The sequence below is a fragment of the Thermococcus sp. 2319x1 genome (assembly GCF_001484685.1).
In the GTDB taxonomy this organism is placed as follows: Archaea; Methanobacteriota_B; Thermococci; order Thermococcales; family Thermococcaceae; genus Thermococcus_A.
Map to the genome: position 1 here is coordinate 562,994 of NZ_CP012200.1, position 16,379 is coordinate 579,372.

19 protein-coding genes and 1 CRISPR repeat array are annotated in these 16,379 nt (G+C 44.1%); of the genes, 13 read left to right on the forward strand and 6 right to left on the reverse strand.

Going from position 1 to position 16,379, the window contains the following annotated elements:
* The first annotated feature begins 50 nt into the window (after positions 1 to 50).
* The 3 genes from ADU37_RS03190 to ADU37_RS03200 all read left to right on the forward strand — a co-directional run bounded on the left by ADU37_RS03190 (position 51) and on the right by ADU37_RS03200 (position 3,239).
* Positions 51 to 1,238 (forward strand): TIGR00529 family membrane protein, encoded by a 1,188-nt coding sequence (locus tag ADU37_RS03190; protein ID WP_058946264.1) that lies wholly within the window; start codon positions 51 to 53, stop codon positions 1,236 to 1,238.
* Positions 1,239 to 1,520: 282 nt separating this feature from the next.
* A complete protein-coding gene (locus ADU37_RS03195) occupies positions 1,521 to 2,576 on the forward strand; it encodes a DUF835 domain-containing protein (RefSeq protein WP_058946265.1) in 1,056 nt (351 codons plus the stop codon).
* A gap of 48 nt (positions 2,577 to 2,624) precedes the next feature.
* On the forward strand, positions 2,625 to 3,239 hold the full coding sequence (locus tag ADU37_RS03200; RefSeq protein ID WP_058946266.1) for a DUF116 domain-containing protein: 615 nt from the start codon (positions 2,625 to 2,627) through the stop codon (positions 3,237 to 3,239).
* Here the strand turns inward: ADU37_RS03200 and ADU37_RS03205 are convergent.
* On the reverse strand, positions 3,236 to 4,069 hold the full coding sequence (locus tag ADU37_RS03205) for a DMT family transporter (RefSeq protein WP_058946267.1): 834 nt from the start codon (positions 4,067 to 4,069) through the stop codon (positions 3,236 to 3,238). The genes ADU37_RS03200 and ADU37_RS03205 overlap by 4 nt on opposite strands.
* Before the next feature lie 113 nt (positions 4,070 to 4,182).
* On the opposite strand from ADU37_RS03205, the gene ADU37_RS03210 reads away from it, so the two are divergent.
* From ADU37_RS03210 to ADU37_RS03230, 5 genes are all read left to right on the forward strand, one after another.
* Positions 4,183 to 4,734 (forward strand): 4Fe-4S dicluster domain-containing protein, encoded by a 552-nt coding sequence (locus ADU37_RS03210; protein ID WP_058946268.1) that lies wholly within the window; start codon positions 4,183 to 4,185, stop codon positions 4,732 to 4,734.
* Positions 4,735 to 4,739: 5 nt separating this feature from the next.
* Positions 4,740 to 6,614, forward strand: coding sequence for an aldehyde ferredoxin oxidoreductase family protein (locus tag ADU37_RS03215; RefSeq protein WP_058946269.1), 1,875 nt, complete (start codon positions 4,740 to 4,742; stop codon positions 6,612 to 6,614).
* Between the two features lie 72 nt (positions 6,615 to 6,686).
* Positions 6,687 to 7,118, forward strand: a complete 432-nt coding sequence (locus ADU37_RS03220) for an OsmC family protein (protein ID WP_058946270.1) — start codon at positions 6,687 to 6,689, stop codon at positions 7,116 to 7,118.
* A gap of 43 nt (positions 7,119 to 7,161) precedes the next feature.
* Positions 7,162 to 7,488: a hypothetical protein gene (locus ADU37_RS03225; RefSeq protein ID WP_058946271.1), complete on the forward strand. Its 327-nt coding sequence runs from the start codon at positions 7,162 to 7,164 to the stop codon at positions 7,486 to 7,488.
* Positions 7,472 to 7,693 carry a MoaD/ThiS family protein gene (locus tag ADU37_RS03230; protein ID WP_058946272.1) on the forward strand — a complete coding sequence of 74 codons (222 nt, stop codon included), beginning with the start codon at positions 7,472 to 7,474 and terminating at the stop codon, positions 7,691 to 7,693. Before ADU37_RS03225 ends, ADU37_RS03230 begins: the two co-directional genes overlap by 17 nt.
* Here the strand turns inward: ADU37_RS03230 and ADU37_RS03235 are convergent.
* The gene (locus ADU37_RS03235) at positions 7,690 to 7,974 is read right to left on the reverse strand and encodes a hypothetical protein (protein WP_058946273.1); all 285 of its coding nucleotides are present in this window, start codon (positions 7,972 to 7,974) and stop codon (positions 7,690 to 7,692) included. The genes ADU37_RS03230 and ADU37_RS03235 overlap by 4 nt on opposite strands.
* A gap of 55 nt (positions 7,975 to 8,029) precedes the next feature.
* On the opposite strand from ADU37_RS03235, the gene ADU37_RS03240 reads away from it, so the two are divergent.
* Positions 8,030 to 9,829: a glycoside hydrolase gene (locus ADU37_RS03240; protein WP_058946274.1), complete on the forward strand. Its 1,800-nt coding sequence runs from the start codon at positions 8,030 to 8,032 to the stop codon at positions 9,827 to 9,829.
* On the opposite strand, the gene cca is transcribed toward ADU37_RS03240, so the two are convergent.
* From cca to ADU37_RS03255, 3 genes are read right to left on the reverse strand one after another with little or no spacing between them, the layout of a single operon-like run.
* A complete protein-coding gene (cca, locus tag ADU37_RS03245; RefSeq protein WP_058946275.1) occupies positions 9,826 to 11,175 on the reverse strand; it encodes a CCA tRNA nucleotidyltransferase in 1,350 nt (449 codons plus the stop codon). The two genes, ADU37_RS03240 and cca, sit on opposite strands and share 4 nt — an antisense overlap.
* Before the next feature lie 11 nt (positions 11,176 to 11,186).
* Positions 11,187 to 11,744 carry an RNA 2',3'-cyclic phosphodiesterase gene (gene thpR / locus ADU37_RS03250; RefSeq protein ID WP_058946276.1) on the reverse strand — a complete coding sequence of 186 codons (558 nt, stop codon included), beginning with the start codon at positions 11,742 to 11,744 and terminating at the stop codon, positions 11,187 to 11,189.
* Positions 11,741 to 12,202 carry a phosphoribosyltransferase gene (locus ADU37_RS03255; protein WP_058946277.1) on the reverse strand — a complete coding sequence of 154 codons (462 nt, stop codon included), beginning with the start codon at positions 12,200 to 12,202 and terminating at the stop codon, positions 11,741 to 11,743. The genes thpR and ADU37_RS03255 overlap by 4 nt, the downstream gene beginning before the upstream one ends.
* 82 nt (positions 12,203 to 12,284) lie before the next feature.
* Positions 12,285 to 12,591: a CRISPR direct-repeat array (repeat unit 30 nt; unit sequence CTTTCAATTCTTTTGAAGTCTTATTGGAAC).
* Between the two features lie 173 nt (positions 12,592 to 12,764).
* On the opposite strand from ADU37_RS03255, the gene ADU37_RS03260 reads away from it, so the two are divergent.
* The gene (locus ADU37_RS03260) at positions 12,765 to 13,052 is read left to right on the forward strand and encodes a hypothetical protein (RefSeq protein WP_058946278.1); all 288 of its coding nucleotides are present in this window, start codon (positions 12,765 to 12,767) and stop codon (positions 13,050 to 13,052) included.
* A 22-nt stretch (positions 13,053 to 13,074) separates the two neighbouring features.
* Here ADU37_RS03260 and ADU37_RS03265 read toward each other — a convergent pair whose 3' ends face one another.
* Positions 13,075 to 14,850 (reverse strand): ribosome biogenesis/translation initiation ATPase RLI, encoded by a 1,776-nt coding sequence (locus tag ADU37_RS03265; RefSeq protein WP_058946279.1) that lies wholly within the window; start codon positions 14,848 to 14,850, stop codon positions 13,075 to 13,077.
* A gap of 301 nt (positions 14,851 to 15,151) precedes the next feature.
* Here ADU37_RS03265 and ADU37_RS11570 point away from each other — a divergent pair, with 301 nt between their 5' ends.
* The 3 genes from ADU37_RS11570 to ADU37_RS11750 are packed head-to-tail and all read left to right on the forward strand — an operon-like array spanning position 15,152 to position 16,247.
* Entirely contained in the window at positions 15,152 to 15,694 is a 543-nt protein-coding gene (locus tag ADU37_RS11570) for a hypothetical protein (RefSeq protein ID WP_238981990.1), read from the forward strand.
* Positions 15,684 to 16,052, forward strand: a complete 369-nt coding sequence (locus ADU37_RS11575) for a hypothetical protein (protein WP_058946281.1) — start codon at positions 15,684 to 15,686, stop codon at positions 16,050 to 16,052. The genes ADU37_RS11570 and ADU37_RS11575 overlap by 11 nt, the downstream gene beginning before the upstream one ends.
* A 60-nt stretch (positions 16,053 to 16,112) precedes the next feature.
* On the forward strand, positions 16,113 to 16,247 hold the full coding sequence (locus tag ADU37_RS11750) for a hypothetical protein (protein WP_255357529.1): 135 nt from the start codon (positions 16,113 to 16,115) through the stop codon (positions 16,245 to 16,247).
* Positions 16,248 to 16,379: the final 132 nt, after the last annotated feature.

Sequence of the window (16,379 nt, forward strand, 5' to 3'; positions counted from 1 at the left end):
ATAAGTCCCAATAAGATACATATCTACACATTAATACAGTGGTGAAAACAATGAATGAACTCCTCTACCTTTTGCTTTCCTTTGGAATTATAATAGGGTTCATAAGACTGAAGGTGAATGTAGGAGTATCCATATTTTTGGGTTCTCTCTTATTGGGAGTTCTCTTTGGATTGAAACCAAAGGACCTTCTGTTCTCCCTTTACACATCCTCCACCGAGTGGCAAACCTTAAGGCTCATTCTGATTATAGCCTTTATAATGGCCCTAACGAGCATCTTTTCCCAAATCGGATACCTCAAAATAATGGAGAGAGCAGCTAAGGAGCTGTTTCCATGTGAGAAATATTCTTTAGCCGCACTTCCAGCATTAATAGGGCTAATGCCGATGCCCGCCGGAGCCCTTGTTTCGGCCCCCATGATAGAGACCGTGGCTGACAAGCTCAATATCTCTCCGGAGAAAAAGACCCTCATTAACTACTGGTTCAGGCATATATGGGAGCACTCCTGGCCAATGTATCAGGCGATAATAATCGCCTCGGCAATTCTAAGCATCTCTGTAAGAGAATTCAGCAGCAAGATGTTTCCATTAACAATACTCATGGCCATAATTGGGTATCTTTTCTTCCTTAGGCCTATAAAATCAGCAGATGATGAGAGGGGAAACATAAAAGAGGGACTGAAGCTGTTTCTTAAGAGCACGTATCCGATAATTGTGATCATCCTTATATCAATAGTTCTCGGCTACGACATGGTTTATGGGGCATTTATCGGCTTTTTGTCAGCGCTTATACCCCATTTTAAGAGAGTAAACAAAGAGGAGGTTATAAGATATGCCCTCCAGCCAAAGATAATATTCCTCCTTCTATCGGTCATGTACTTTAAAAAGCTTCTTGAAGTTACAGGGGCCGTTGAAGCCCTCCCGGGGATTATCCTAGAGCTAAACCTCCCAATAATGGCAGTAATAGTTTTGACTCCCTTTTTAGTTGGATTGATGACCGGTATAAGTTTCGCTTATGTGGGAATGACCTTTCCGTTGCTAGCACCGTTTTTTGGTAGCTTTGATAAAATTGCACTCGCGTACTTGAGCGGCTACATGGGGATGCTCTTCAGTCCAGTCCACCTGTGCTTAGTTTTCTCTGCAGAATACTACAAAGCCGACCTGGGAAAAGTTTACAGGGCGATGCTGATTCCCGGATTGGCTCTCTTCCTTCTCGGGGTTCTTTATATCTCTTTCCTCTAAGCACCAGAAATGCTTTTTAAGTTCTTTAAGCCTCTCCAATACCCTTTCTTCCAAAAGAACATCCTTGGGGGCTAAGTTTATCTCATGGTTCATCCTCTCCCAGAGAGGATAGCCAGCGAATGTCCTTTTCTTTGGATGAAATCATGGGATATGTCCCAGCTTTGCAATTTTCTCTTTAACGTTTGTCTCGTCACCAACAGAAACTCCCTTTAGGGGTTTTAAGAATTATGGATGAGGCAAAGAGGTTATATAGGTGGGAGACCTAAATAGTAAGGGGGCTATATGAACCACGCACTGCTACTCCTAGGACAGATATCCAGTCTCTCTGCAAAAATAGCCGGAGCCCTATTTCTCGCTTACATTTACTGGAAACACAAGCGAAAGCCCGCTCTCTGTTGGTCTCTCTCTTGGATGGCTGCTGCTTCTTCAATACTTTCCGACATAACCGGAAACATGTACATTGTTTCATTATCAGAGGCATTCTGGGCGATGTTCCTATTCTATGGTGCAGTCCTTCTGCTGGAAGAAAAGGGAATCGCAAACATGGAAGTAGGAGTCCTGTCGGTAATTCCCGTCATAACAAGCCTATATGGCATTTTAATAGGCAATTTAGGTCACTCCTCTGACTGGTTTACACTTCTAGGTCTGCCCTATGCGGTTTCAGCTCTCTTCATAACATCTTCCGGACTTATGATACTCTCTCTCAGAGAGCTCTATGACAGCAAGGCATTATATTTAGGAGGGATTATCACACTCTACGGTCTCCACGAGCTTGATTATCCTGTTTTGAGACTTGTTGAGTGGTTCGCTCCAATAGGGTTTGTCCTCGGAGCAATATTTAGCATTCTATCTGCATACGTCATGATAAAATTCGTCTTTACTGAAGAGTTCATAAGGATTGAGAGGCCCCCAGTTGAGATGTATCTTAAGCCGGGAGTGATGATAATCGGGCCCGAGGAGTACAATACAATAAAAGAGAAGCTCGAAAAAGTGCCGGTATTGGCATTTATTAGAGACCTGCATGTCCCCGGGGGATGGAATGCTTTCTTCATAACGACCACGGGGGAAAGAAGTTCCATATTCCCCACTGATCTGGCAAAAATTGTTGATATGGCAGTTAGATATCTAAAAGAGGCAAAGGAGAAGGGATTTGAGGGAATAATCGTTATAGACTGTCCGGAATACTTGAAAACTTACAACGGTTTTGAAGCCCTCGTAAAATTCCTCGCTTCTCTAAAGGATTTCACAATTTTATACAACGGGGTTCTAATTCTGGTAATTGAGGAGGAAGCCTGGGAAAAAAGGGAGCTTAAAATCCTAAAAAGAGTTCTCACTTAATCCCAAAGATTTATAACTTTCCATCATTCAACCTCAAGAGGTGAAAGGATGGGGATTGACAACATAATCGCAAAGCTGGCATCGGCTGGAGCTGATCTCAGCACTAGAAATGCAGTAAGAATGGCGCTCTCTTTAATAAGCGAGGATGAGGAGCTTACGGATCAAATATACGTGGAGATAAAGAACAAAGCGTACAAAGAAGACTTTGCAAAGGTGCCTGTTGAAAAGAGGGCTGTTTTCATCCCCCAGTGTTTAAGGAATGTAAAAGAATGCCCCGCAGAGTTTGGCGAATATGGGTGGAAATGCACAAAGTGTGGAAAGTGTTCAATTGGGAGTATAATTGAGTATGGTGAAGGGCTTGGCTACAAGCAGTTCTACATAGTCCCGGGTGGGAGTTTGGTAAAGAAGATATTAAAGGAGAAGGTCCCTAAAGGAGAAATAAAGGCTGCATTGGGAATAGCATGCTGGCCTGAGCTTGCAGAAGCCAGTGAGAAGCTTTCCATTTTGAAGATTCCGCTTCAAGCCGTGCCTCTATTGAGAGCGGGGTGCATAAACACCCTTGTTGACATTGAAAGGGTCAGGGTGGCCTTGGAGGTTGGCCTTACACAAGAAAGCAAAAATCCAGCATTTTCCACAGACATGAATCCCCAACCGACTCTCTAATGGCTTTCATTTCTTATTTCATTCCAGATCGCAGCCAAAATCAACAGGGCACCCAGATAACCTCTCAAGCTCAGGACTTCCCCGATAGTCAAAAACGCTGATATATGCCCAAAAATTGGTTCAGCGGAGTATATTAAGGCTGCTTTATGGGCTTTCGTTTCTTTCTGATACTTTACCTGAAGAGTGAAAGCAATTACCGTTGCAAAGACTCCCGTGTAAATAATGCCAAGCCACGGAGTTATCCCTACCGGAAGTGCAAATCCCTCAAAAATCAAGGCATAAATTGTCGAAAACACAAAGTTCCAAAATATCTGCCAAAAGGCAAGGCTGGGATAGTCTTTCTCCCCAAATTTCTGGACGAGGACTATCTGGAATGCAAATGAGATTGCACAAAGAACCGTCAACAGATCGCCATAGTTAAAACTTAAGCTCGCTCCTGAGATTAGATACAAACCAGCTATGGCAACACTCAAGGACAGAAAATCCCTTGCCTTCAGCTTATCACCTAGAAGAAAATAAGCTATAAAGGGCGTAAAAACCACATAAAGGGAAGTTATAAAAGCGGAGTTAGATGCGGAGGTGTATTTTAAACCCACTATCTGAAAACCATGCCCAAAAAAGAGGGTTGCCCCCAAAATAAACCCTTCAAAGAAGGTTTCGCTCTTTATGGCTTTCTTTCTAAAAGCAAAGAGCATGAGAAGAGAAGCTATTCCAAAACGGTAAGCCAAAAATAGGACTGGAGGAAGATAAGAAAGGCTAACTTTCATCGCCGGAAACGTGAAGCCCCATATGACCGTAATCCCAAGAAGAATTAGCTCCGCCCTTTTCATGCTCCAATCTAAATTCCCTTACTTTTTAAGCGTTTTCCTTTAGACATAGGTTTAAGCGTTCTAATTTTCGTAACCCTTATATAAAATGAAGGCGTGTCATTTTTGGTGATACCATGGGTGAGGAAGAAGCTTATGAAGTCCAAAAGGAGAGCGTTGAGCGGATATGGATTCTGATAACTCCCGATAGGTGCAGCGGTTGCAGGCTGTGTGAAGTTGCCTGTTCCCTTGAACACGAAGGAATCATATGGCCAGAGGCATCAAGAATCAGGGTCTTTGAGCTTTTGCCCGGTGTTAACGTTCCACACACATGTGTTCAATGCCCGGACTATCCATGTGTAAATGCCTGCCCTACAAAGGCCCTTAGTGTTGATGAAAAGACAGGGGCAGTGCTTGTCGATGAAGCGAAGTGCATAGAGTGCGGGGCTTGTATAACAGCTTGCCCCGGGGATGTCCCGAGAATTCCAGCTGGTAAAGGAAGCGTTGTCATATGCGACCTCTGCGGTGGAAATCCGAAGTGTGTTGAAGTTTGCCATGAGGCCGGGCACGATGCCCTAAAGATTGTCACAGGAAACTACAGGCCTATCTTCAAGACATTTGCAAAGGATCCCGTGGAAAAGAGCTCTGAGATAGCGAAAAAGATCTTTGGAGAAGAGTTCCTGGGGTGAGTAAAATGTATGCATACACTGGGAAGCTCCTTGATGTTGACTTAACAAGGGAAGAGATTAAGGAAGTTGAGCTTGAGGAAGAAACTCTAAGGAAGTTCTACGGGGGAAGAGGGCTTGGAACTTACCTCCTCTGGAAAGAGCTTGGAGACAGGTGGGAGAGCGTCGATCCCCTTGGCGAAGAAAACATTCTTCTAATCCTAAACGGACCTCTAACCGGTTACTACCCGGGCATGAAAACCGCTGTTGTTTCTAAATCCCCGGAGAGCAATGGTATTGTGGGGAGTGTTTTAAGCAGTGAGGTGGGATTAGAGCTCAAGGCATCGGGATACGATGGGATTATAGTCAGAGGAAAGGCAAAAACACCCGTCTACCTCTTCGTTTACAACGATACCGTAGAGATAAGGGATGCATCTAAGTACTGGGGCATGGGAGGCATTGAGCTTCATAAAACCCTCTTAAAGGAAGTGCACGAAGAGATAAGAAAAAAGGAAATGCTGAAAGGGATCCCCAAAGAGCCCGCAATGATGTACATAGGCAAAGGAGGAGAGAATAAAGTTCGCTTTGCTGCAATAATGACAAAGCTCATGCATGCCGCAGGTTACGGTGGCTATGGAGCTGTTATGGGGAGCAAGAACCTCAAAGCGATAGTTGTAAAGGGAAGCAAATCCCTTCCAGAAGTTTACGACAAAGAAAAAATGAAATCCCTCCTCAGAGAGTTCTGGAAGGAGCTCTTCTCAATGACCACATTTAGGGAATGGGGCACCGGGGCTGGGGGCTATAGTGTAGGGCATGACCGCTCAAGCGAGCCGATAAGAAACTGGCAGGAGGAATATCACAACAACGAGGAGATAAGTGTCGTTAACTTCGAAAATAGGGCATGGATAAAGAAGTACTGGGCAGACTACGGCTGTCCAGTGAACTGTATGAAAATCTCCTACCTCCGTTATGGCGAATACAAGGGCTCAATAACGGATGCACCTGACTACGAGCTCCAAGCGTATATGGGAACCAACCTTGGAATATTCGAGCCTGAGAAGATCGTTTACCTCTCATACCTTGTGGACGAACTCGGCTTGGATGGGATAAACGCCGGAAACACCATGGGATTTGCAGCGGAGCTTTACCAGAGGGGGATCCTCACAAAGGAAGACATAGGATTTGAGCTCAACTGGGGTGATGAAAAGGCATTTGCAAAGCTTTTACAGCTAATAGCAGAGAAAGAGGGGATAGGAGAAATACTTGCAGAGGGAACCTACAGAGCAGCATTAAGGATTTCCGAGATGAAGGGAGTGGATGCAACAAAATATGCAGTTCACGTGAAGGGAATCGGAGTAGGAGCCCATGGAATAAGGAGTGAGCTTGACTACACAAAAGACATAAGCTATGCAGTATCAGTCCAAGGGGGAGACCACACCTCAACTGCTGGCCTTCCAGCAAAGAGCTACGAGGGAGAAATGGTAAATGCCTTCTATGACTCAGCTGTTGTGTGTATGTTTGTCACAAGGCCCGGATTTGAGAGAATCCTTGAGTTTGGAAACGCCTTAACGGGATTTGACATAACCCCAGAGCAGTGGTTTAATGAAGTCGGCTTGAGGATAATCCATCTCCAGAGAATACTTTTACTCCTTGGCGGGCCAGACGTATACTGGGATCCAAGAAAAGACGATGACAATCCACCAAGATTCTACGAACCACTACCAAGTGGCCCCGTTAGAGGAAAAGCTCCCAGCAGAGAGGAGATAAAATCAAAGGTCAGACAGTACTACGAGGAAATTGGCTACGACGAGAATGGAATTCCAAAAGAGGAAGTTCTTGAAGAACTCGGCTTAAGCGAGGCAAAGAGGGAAGTTAAGAGAATCAAAAAGCGCTTAAACCTTTAACCTTTTCTTTCAAACTTTTGGTTTTGATGAACTTTTTAAGGCTTTATTGTCAAAAAATATGCGGTGAGTGTTATGGTAGACTATAAAGACATGACAATCAAAGTTATAGGGGAGAGAATTTCTCCAACAAAAATGAAGGTCAAAGCCGGGAATTTTGAGATTACAATAGACAAACTCGGCGGGGAAGCCCCAAGCCCGTTAGATTACACCCTCGCAGCCCTTGCAGGATGTTTAAATATCGTCGCAACCCTTGTAGCCAAAGACATGGGGATGGAAATTGAAGATCTGAGTGTTGAAGTTGAAGGAGTTTTCAATCCCGAAAAACTCTACGGCAAAGGAACTCAAAGAGCTGGCTACAAAGAGATCAAGGCCAAAATTAAAGTGAAAACTGATGCTGATGAAGAGACCCTCAAGAAGTGGCTCGAACAAGTTGAGGAACGCTGTCCAGTTAGCGATAATTTGGCAAATCCAACCCCAACAAAGGTTGAATTTGAGAAGTGCTGAAAGTTTTTAAGCTCTTATCTTTACCCTTTTTCTGGTGAAGTTAATGTGGCGTGAAAAGCTTAAGCAGGGGTTCCTTGAAAACGACAAGCTCATGATTGAGCTCAGCATAGGGGGAGAATGTGGAGAATGGTTCCCGAGCCTGGCTTTATACGATAAAGAAAACGATAGCTGGTATTACTTTGACAACGACATCCCTCCGGGATCTACTGAAGAGGAGGCATTAGAAAATGCCATCGAGTTCTTTGAAAAAATGATTATAGGCCTGGAAGAGCCCAAAATAAAGAGCTCTCCCCTAAAAGAAGCCCCTGAGGAGATATATCTAAAGTTTAAGCATTTCCTGGAGGAGTTAAGAAATGAGGATAAAGGTTAGGCTCTATGGTGAGCTTGCTCTAAAATATGGTGCGGAGGTTGAGCTGGAGGTTGAAGATGGAACAACTATCGGGGATGTCCTCAAAATTTTGAAAATAAGTGATTCGGAGCACCATTTAATTTTGAATGAAAGAAAAGTTTCAAAAGACCACCCACTAAGCGATGGAGATACCTTAAAGGTTCTCCCGGTAGTTTACGGAGGCTAGCCCTCTCCCAGTCCAACATCTTCTCCAAAAGTGAGCGTCAGGTAAAGTTCCACCAAGCCTTTTTTGATGTTCTCCAAGATTTTCTCTTCAAGCTTTTCAATCTCATCCGTAGAAAGGTACCTTCCCTCCTCCAAAACCTTTATTTTCCAGCTTTGTCTGTCAAATACGATTGTCCTCTCCTCTGTTATAAGGGGGACGTACCTTATTCTAACCCCATAAAGCTCTTCTGCATAACTTGCCTTCCGATTTATATCCTCCAGATGTGGTTTTAGCTTTTCCATAAAACCACCGCAACCCTTAATACTCCTCTCGACTTTAAACCTTTGGGGTGATACAATGTACCAGAAGTTTGGATATCATTTTCATGCTTACCAGCCCGGCGATATCATATATATTCACGATGGTTCCGGGTGGGATCCGATAAAATATTCAGAGCGATTAAGTCCGGTGTCCCTAAAAATAAGGGATATAGAGGTAAAAGCCAGAAACTGGACAAGAACCGTTATTAAAGCATACGAATACACAAGCGATGCCTTAGGATCTCTAAAATCTGGGTGTATAAGTGTTGATTTTGAGCCCTTCACACTTTACATGATCCTGAGATATAAACCAAAGATATACGCGGAAATAGTCGATCTGCTCAAGAACAAAGTGGAACCGGTTCCAACAACACCTTTTCATCCAATAATGCCTCATCTAAGTACTTTTGAGCAGGAAATCCTTGCGAGAATCTCCTTCGATTTCTATGAACCCTTTATCAAAGACAGGGACGTTGTTGGGTACTGGCTTCCCGAGAACGTTATCACTAAAGAAACTGCCAAAATCGTAGCTGAGTCGACCCAAAAAGAGATAGTGTTCCTTCTGGACGAGCGGCAGTTTGTTGGCCTTCACTTTCCCCAAGCAAAGTTCTCCTGCAACACCTACAAGTGCGACGATAAAATAGGATACGTCTTTGGAAGGGATCACCAGCTGAGCGATGCTTTTGCCTTCAACACACTTGACGTTGATGGCCTTGTGAGGGCTGTTGTAGAAGGTAGAATAGATGTTTTCAAAGAGAACTCTGAGATTCCCTATTTGGTTTACCTCGCAAGCGATCTTGAGGCTTTGCTGAGCAACCCACAGCAGCTGGACAAGTTCATCACTTGGCTTTCAAAACTTGAGGAAAAAGGAGTTGAAACAATAAACGCAGTGGAGTTCATTAGAAAGAAGAGAAATGGGGAGTTCAAAAGGTTAGAAGGAGAGTGCAGTGAGCACTTTAGAATCAACGTCAAGGACTACTCGAGCTGGAGTGATTATTACGATCTCAGCACAGACGGAAGGACAGGTGACATCAGATGGCTCGGCATGAGAAGAGAAGACGGCAGGGTAATTAACCGTGTCTACAAAGGGAAGAAGGTTTCACAGCTTTGGAAGTATGCCTTCACAAAGCTGTTCAGGGAGCTAAATAGAAGCATACGCTTTGGTGTTATTGATCTGATCCACAGGTACCTCCCAGAGGCAAGCATAGAAGATATAAAGGAATTTCTGGCGAGATATGCGAGAATATTCTTTAGAGAACACTACGAATACTTTGAGATGGATACAACGGTGGAATACATAATGGAACCGCTTAAAGACCTTGATCCAACGCTTGCTTTAAGGTTGGGAAGGATATACTACATAATGCTGCTCGCCAACCACTCAGATCCCCGGTTCTGGGAGAACATCGACACAAGGGTAACATTTGAGAACGTCTCCGCGATCAGCAAGGCACTTATAGAGCTCATGAAGGTTTATATTGACGAGAACATGCATGAGAGAGCCAACTACATTCTCCTCGAATACATGAAGCTTCTTGCTTTCCCCCAGCTCTACTACGACTATGAGCTCTTCAAGATGCCCGGGCTTGAGGGATGGGAGACAAGCGAAAAGGCTTGGTTCGATAGCCTAAAAAGTGAGGTTCCAAACTGCGATTACAATGTAATAACAAGGGCAGCCCTCTACGTTGGAAAAGAAGACCTCCCAGAGGACATAAGAAACGCCCTTGAGGTTCTATATGATATGAAAAAAGCAGTGGCAGATACGGGGCATATCTCCGGAGAAATGCACGGAAACTGGGAAAACAAGGAATGGTGCGAGCATAGGGCCAGGGTTTAGCCCTTTATGTTCCATTTTTCTTTGCTGAGAAAGAGATAAGCCTCTTCCTCAAGTTCTGGAGGAACGAAGTTGATTAAAATTTCTGCATTTTTTATAACTCCACTCAGGTTTTTGCCGAGGGCAACCTGGTTTTTGATGAGAAGGTCTTTGATGACGTCCACTATGCTCTCCTTAACCTCTTTCTCGGAATAGAGCCTCTTTCCCCTTATCCAGACTTTTTGGTTCTTTGAATAAAAATCAATCGCCCTCTCGCTCAAGAACTCCGGCCCGGGTTTTAAAATTACCCTTGACCTCTCCACCCTATCGACTTCAAGCATGATAAAGGCCCTCTCAGTATACCCCCAGTTCAGGTCAAAAACTTCAAAACCTTCCCTTTTCAGGCTCTTCTCAAACCCCTTCGCACTTCTCTCAAGCTGGGGAAGGAGAATATCATCCACGAGCTCGGGCTTTGGAAAGAGGAGAGTAACCAGATTTGTGCCTTTTTTCTTGAGCAAAGCCTTATAATCACCAGTTTTTGCTTTTGATGGAAAGAAAAACTCAATCCCCGGCCTTTCGACGAACTCTTTCGCTTTAAAATAAAACACTCCAAACTTTTCCCAGCTAAGAGAGGAGGCAACGTTTCTTCTGGGATCGACGGGGTCTATAACAATCAAGGGACTTTCCCTTTCTCTTTCCACAGTTTTGTACGCTATTTCCGGCTCCTTCTTTAACCATCCCCCAAGGTCTATTATCTTGCTCCTTGCAAGAAACCCAACACTCTCAAGCAGGTTCATAAAGGAACCGTATTTTATTATCAAAAGCTCCGTTAAATAGCCGGAAAAGCCTCTAACATAAACCTCACTGCCATATGCATTTATCCCTTTCAGAAACTTCTTGAGAAGCCTTACTTCATCGTTTCTCCCGTCTAAGTGCTTTATCACCCACTCTGTGTGGAGTAGGGATCTATCAACGGCAGTCTTTACCTCTCTCCAGCTTTTCACATTGTAGCAAGGTACAATGTCCACATCAAAACCCTTGTAAAAAGCCCTTACATAGGGATGCTCAGCGTAGGCTATTTCGTAACTCTCAAGTCTCTCCCCAATGGCCTTCCCCAGCTCTAGCCCTATTTTCCTCAGCTCCTCAAGTGGAACTTCAGGAGGAAATGCCAAAAAAAGATCCACATCGTGGTCTCCTGATAGGTAGGTGTCCTTCGCTATTGAGCCCACCAAACGAGGGATAACCTCTAAGTCCTTTTTCACTATTTCTTCCTCTGCTATCTCCACTATTTCCCGTGTTACAGCATTGACTAAGGCCCTTTCCTCTTCTGAGGGCTTTATTTTGTCCAGAACTTCCATCAAAAGCTCCATCAATGCTTCACCTAATCCTTCAGCTCAAATCTTGCGAGGGTTTCATAAATGGGCCCCTTTGGTGTTAAGGTGCTCTTCTTGAGCTCTATTGCACCTACCTCAAACTCGCCGAACTCTTCGTTAGAAAGTTCCTTCAATGCCAGCATGAGCTCAACCTTGTCCTTCACGAATTTTACCCTTCCTATTGTTATGTGGGAAACAAAGTCCTCCTCTCGCTTAAAGCCAAGTTTGAAAAGAGCGTTGTCTATTTCCTTTGCCATTTTCCTTATCTCTCCATCGTTCTCCACTCCAGCCCAGATAACTCTGACGTAGTTGTAGTTCGGGAACACTCCTATGCCCTTAACTTTTACCCTGTGCTTCTTGTGCTTTTTGGCTATTCCTTCTAAGAGTTTTTTGATATCCTCTGCCTGCTCCTCGGTTATCTCTCCCAAAAACTTTAGAGTAAGATGGAGGTTTTCCGGCTCAACAAATTTGATTTTTGCAGATTTTGTTTTTTCGATTTTCTCCTGCGCCTCTATGAGTTTTTGTCTAACTTCGTCGTTAATATCAATCGCTATGAACGCCCTCATTCTCTAACCACCACTGGGAACTCTTCCCATGGGAAAACTATCCACTTGTCTGTTCTGAAAACGTAAAAATCAGGCACAACTGAAGTCCACGGCTTCATTGCCAAGCATGCCACTTTGATATCTTTTGCACCTTTCTTCTTTACTTCCTCGATAACAACCTGCAGAGTCTTTCCTGTATCGCTGACATCATCCACTACTACGACTTTCTTTCCTTTTAAGTCCCCGTGGAGCGGGATCGTTATCGTGGGCTTTTCTCCCCTTTCGTCAATACCCTTGTAGAACTTTACGTCGATTACCTTGAACTCAACATCTCCTAAAATGTGACTGAGCCTTACCGCCGGGATAAGTCCACCCCTCGAGACTCCAACGATAACATCAGGCTTGTATCCTCTTAAACTATCAGCAAGTGAGAAGATCGCCCTATCAACCTGCCACCACGTGAGATAGACCTTGTCCATTCTCTCACCCTCCTTTGATATATGGTAGAGTAGAAGAGTTGGAGTTTAAAAACCCAGCGTTTTCAAGTGCTGAGGTTTTAAGCTTTCAATTCTTTTGAAGTCTTATTGGAACTTTATAAAAGAATGGGTGATGGGGGAGAAAGGGGAGTGACCTTTCAGTTCTTTTGAAGTCTTATTGGAACAACGGGCTTTCCGGCGGGAACAAACAAAAAAAGGAGGCCTTTCAATTCTTTTGAAGTCTTATTGGAACGAGGTCGTAACGATTGGAACCTTGAACGTGCCGCTCCACTTTCAATTCTTTTGAAGTCTTATTGGAACCTCAAGCCTATCTTAAACCGTGCTTTCTGTTCCTCCTGTGCCTTTCAATTCTTTTGAAGTCTTATTGGAACAGGGGTGAATTTTCCTTGAAATTCCTTGCAAAGTAATTAGATGGCTTGAATCTTATAAGCTTTTCGTCAAAGGGTCAATAAAACAGCATTTCAAAGCCTCCGATTCCAATGACCAACTAAGAGTTTAGGCTTGTTCCGCAAACGAAAACCTTCAAATTCCCCCATGCACAAAAATGTTCACAAGACTTCCGGGGGAAGGACAAAAGCCCAAACCCAAAACAAAACCACAAAAAAGCATTAAATCCGAAAAGGTCAAACTTCCACTGGGAGGGGATACAAAAGAAGTGCCGGAAATCCCCGGCCCAAAAACCCGAAAAAATTTCGTTACAAAAACCTCAAAATATCATAACTCTTTGTCTGATAATAACCTTCAGTTACTAAAAACATCCAGAGCAACCTTAGAGGCTAAAAATCAAAATATGGACAAAAAAAGAAAGAAAACCCGAAAAAGGAAAAGCTAAACGTGATACAAAGAATCTTCGGCTATTCACTCACGTAGTAGTACTCCCCTATCTCTTTCTGTTCTCTGTCCTTGACGCTTCCTTCTTTATTTGCCCTCGGCCTTCCCGTGTCCGGGTCTCTTCTGAAGGTTATGCCCACGTTTGCTAAAAATCTGTTCATCCCTTCCCTCATTCCCATTGGAGGCAGAGCCCTGCCGTGCTTACTGGGTTCACCCTCGAAGACCATTATGCGGTCGCTTATGTAGTCTATCATCAGCACATCGTGTTCAACCACGAGTGCGGTTTTCTCGTTCTTTTCCATTAAATGCCTTATGGCCCTCGAAACCGCCAACCTCTGCTCGACGTCGAGATAGGCGGAGGGCTCGTCGAGGAGGTATAAATCGGCATCCCTTAACAGACAGGCAGCTATTGCCACCCTTTGCAATTCACCACCGCTTAGGTCGTTTACGGCTCTATCGTAGAGTTCTGGAATTCCCAGGGGATTGAGGAGCTCGGTTTTGTAAAAGTTGCTCATGAGCTTTGCCGCGTCAATCTTGCTTAAGAGCTCATAAACTGTCCCATCATAGTCGGCTTTTATATACTGGGGCTTGTAGCTTACTTTTAGCTCCCACTCCACTTTTCCTTCCGTCGGTTCTTCAACTCCAGCCAGCATTTTTACGAAAGTTGTCTTACCTATGCCATTAGGCCCTACTATGCTCACAACCTCTCCCCTGTACAGTTCTCCCCCATCTGCTTCAAGCCTAAAGCCTCCATAGTCTTTGACCAGTCTTGGATACTCCACAAGAATATCTCCAGCTTGGCTGTGCCTCTCGCTGAGCTTTGTGAACCTTATCTGATAAGGCCTGAACCTTACATTTTCTTCGGGGAGATAGCCCTCCAGGAAGGCGTTTATACCGACTCTGGTTCCTTTGGGCATTGAAAAGATACCATATGCCCCGGGCCTGCCGTAAACTATGTGGATGATGTCGCTCAAATAGTCAAGAACGGCCAAATCGTGCTCAACGACCATAACGGATTTCCCTTCTTCTGCAAGTTTTCTAATTGCCCTTGCAACTTTAAGCCTCTGCCTTATGTCAAGATAGCTTGAGGGCTCGTCAAAGAAATAGAAATCGGCATCCCTCGCCATGGCTGCCGCTATAGCTACCCTTTGCAATTCACCACCGCTCAAATGTTGAATTTCCCTGTCTAAGATGTTTGAGAGCTCAAGCTCTTCAACAAGCTTCTCCAGAATACCCTTTTCATCTGCCTTCTGAAGGAGGTCTCTCACCTTCCCTTTAACGACCTTGGGGATTAAGTCAACGTACTGGGGTTTAACTACCTTCTTTATGTTGCCATCTTTGAGCTTTTCAAAGTAGTTCTGGAGCTCATTCCCCCTGAACATCCTTATGACGTTGTCCCAGCTATCGTTGGAACCGCAGAGGTTAGGAATCATTTCTCCAGATAGTATTCTAACGGCAGTGGTCTTACCGGTACCGTTTGGGCCTAGGATACCAACTACCATTCCTTCCTTGAGCACTGGTAATCTGTAGAGGGCAAAGCCGTTAACTCCGTATCTGTGTACACACCCTTCCTCCAGCTCCTCTGGGAGGTTAACTATCGTTATAGCATTGAAGGGACATTTGTGGACGCATATCCCACATCCGGTACAGCTTGCCTCTTGAATTATTGGCTTATACTTATCCTCGTCGATGATTATAGCTTCTCCACCCATTCTATTTACTGGACATACTCTCTCACACAGGAAATGACCGCACTTGTCGGGATTACACTTGTCGTAATCGATGACCGCGATCCTCATAAGCCTCACCGATTACCACTTCTGGAATGCCTTTAAAAAGTTGTTGAAGACTTGGTCTCTACTTGTTGGGTTGTTCATTTTTGACCGTTGTTTCTTTGTTTGAGCATTCTATTAATTATTGGTGTGATGTTTGGTTTCGAGGGTTTGAGGGGTTTGGAAGAAGAAACCTGAAGTTCAGAGAGAATGCGGGAAATACACGGCAATGAATTTTCAAAGGAGGTTATTATGATAAAACATTGCAGGATAGGTTTAATGGCTAAAGTTAATAGTTTAACTGCATCAAAATGTTTTTATCATTGTTTTGGTGGTATTTGTGGGTATTCCCACAGCTCATGGAGTATCCCCTGAAAACTCAGATGTCCTCTACAGCGCTTATTTGAACTGGCTCCAAGGAAAGCCTGTGGGGCTTGCAAGCATTGAGATAAAGGTTAATGAAAGTCTCCATAATCCGGTTGTAATAGTTCAGGACTATAGCAAAGAGCATCCAAGGACTTTGTACTCAGGTTCTCTTCTCTCACCGGCTGTAAAAATAGAGAGAATTCCCGTTGATACATATGTGGAGAGGGTGCAAGAGAATGGAAAAAGTGGGAGTGTCCTTAAGACGAGGTTCAGGCCAGTCTCTCTCTTAGTAATAGTTGCAGATGAAAATTATTGGGGTGCACGAGTGATAAGTTTTGAGCCTAAAAAACCCTTGGTAAGAATCCCTGCAGAGGTTCCCCTTCATTATGCACCCGCCAAAAAAAGGAAATTACGTCCAGACTGCTTCGGTCACAGACCATGGCACGGTCAGGATGAATGGAATAAAAACGGCCGTAATAAGAAGTATCCCTGGAGTGGACGTTAAGTGGGTCATTGAAAGAAACGATGGAGTAACCTACGGGAGCTTTTCTCAGGAAACATGGGGCGGAAGACCGAATTCAAACGGTTGGCTGAGTAGTGGCCCCACCTTGGTTCAAGACAAAGACGTATGGATAACTTATACTGCCTCCAATGGTGATGTTAGGCTGGTAACCTCTGATGTTCTCTACCAGATAACTGAAAACGAAATAACCTCCCTATGGTGCAGAGACATTTGGACCTTAATACCAGTAAGAATAAAAAACTTTCATTCTACAGTTACGGGCTCTTACAGCGGAGGAATACCCTCAAACCTTGAAAGGGGGACAAGTATACATGGGAAGGAGCAAATGAGTTCGCTATAAGCTTTGACGCACCAACAGACAATGGAGGAGTTTATTTTAGCACTTCTCTCTCAGTATGCGGTGGTGAAGGAGTACAAGTGTGCTTTACAGGGAACGCTGAGACATACAGAGAGAGTAAATCCTATTACAGGCCACATTATGAAGTCAAAATCAATAAGTGGGAAGGCCATGAGGTTCTTTATTATGCATATCTAGACAAAAACGGCAGAAACTATTACGAAATATTCTTGGAGTGGGGTTAACAACAACAGTAGATTCTTTAAATTGCTTAGTGGCGATAGTTTTGACCCCGGATATCCTGAGGTTTTCAATCTCGGCAAAAAGTAC

Excerpts from the sequence above, each read along its gene's own strand:
- ADU37_RS03235 (WP_058946273.1), bottom strand. The coding sequence starts at position 7,974 with ATGGAAAAGCTAAAACCACATCTGGAGGATATAAATCGGAAGGCAAGT.
- thpR (WP_058946276.1), bottom strand. The coding sequence starts at position 11,744 with ATGAGGGCGTTCATAGCGATTGATATTAACGACGAAGTTAGACAAAAA.
- ADU37_RS03200 (WP_058946266.1), top strand. The coding sequence starts at position 2,625 with ATGGGGATTGACAACATAATCGCAAAGCTGGCATCGGCTGGAGCTGAT.
- ADU37_RS03225 (WP_058946271.1), top strand. The coding sequence starts at position 7,162 with ATGTGGCGTGAAAAGCTTAAGCAGGGGTTCCTTGAAAACGACAAGCTC.
- ADU37_RS03240 (WP_058946274.1), top strand. The coding sequence starts at position 8,030 with ATGTACCAGAAGTTTGGATATCATTTTCATGCTTACCAGCCCGGCGAT.
- ADU37_RS03260 (WP_058946278.1), top strand. The coding sequence starts at position 12,765 with ATGTTCACAAGACTTCCGGGGGAAGGACAAAAGCCCAAACCCAAAACA.
- ADU37_RS03205 (WP_058946267.1), bottom strand. The coding sequence starts at position 4,069 with ATGAAAAGGGCGGAGCTAATTCTTCTTGGGATTACGGTCATATGGGGC.
- ADU37_RS03210 (WP_058946268.1), top strand. The coding sequence starts at position 4,183 with ATGGGTGAGGAAGAAGCTTATGAAGTCCAAAAGGAGAGCGTTGAGCGG.
- ADU37_RS03255 (WP_058946277.1), bottom strand. The coding sequence starts at position 12,202 with ATGGACAAGGTCTATCTCACGTGGTGGCAGGTTGATAGGGCGATCTTC.
- ADU37_RS03195 (WP_058946265.1), top strand. The coding sequence starts at position 1,521 with ATGAACCACGCACTGCTACTCCTAGGACAGATATCCAGTCTCTCTGCA.
- ADU37_RS03190 (WP_058946264.1), top strand. The coding sequence starts at position 51 with ATGAATGAACTCCTCTACCTTTTGCTTTCCTTTGGAATTATAATAGGG.
- ADU37_RS03220 (WP_058946270.1), top strand. The coding sequence starts at position 6,687 with ATGGTAGACTATAAAGACATGACAATCAAAGTTATAGGGGAGAGAATT.
- ADU37_RS03215 (WP_058946269.1), top strand. The coding sequence starts at position 4,740 with ATGTATGCATACACTGGGAAGCTCCTTGATGTTGACTTAACAAGGGAA.
- cca (WP_058946275.1), bottom strand. The coding sequence starts at position 11,175 with ATGGAGCTTTTGATGGAAGTTCTGGACAAAATAAAGCCCTCAGAAGAG.
- ADU37_RS03230 (WP_058946272.1), top strand. The coding sequence starts at position 7,472 with ATGAGGATAAAGGTTAGGCTCTATGGTGAGCTTGCTCTAAAATATGGT.
- ADU37_RS03265 (WP_058946279.1), bottom strand. The coding sequence starts at position 14,850 with ATGAGGATCGCGGTCATCGATTACGACAAGTGTAATCCCGACAAGTGC.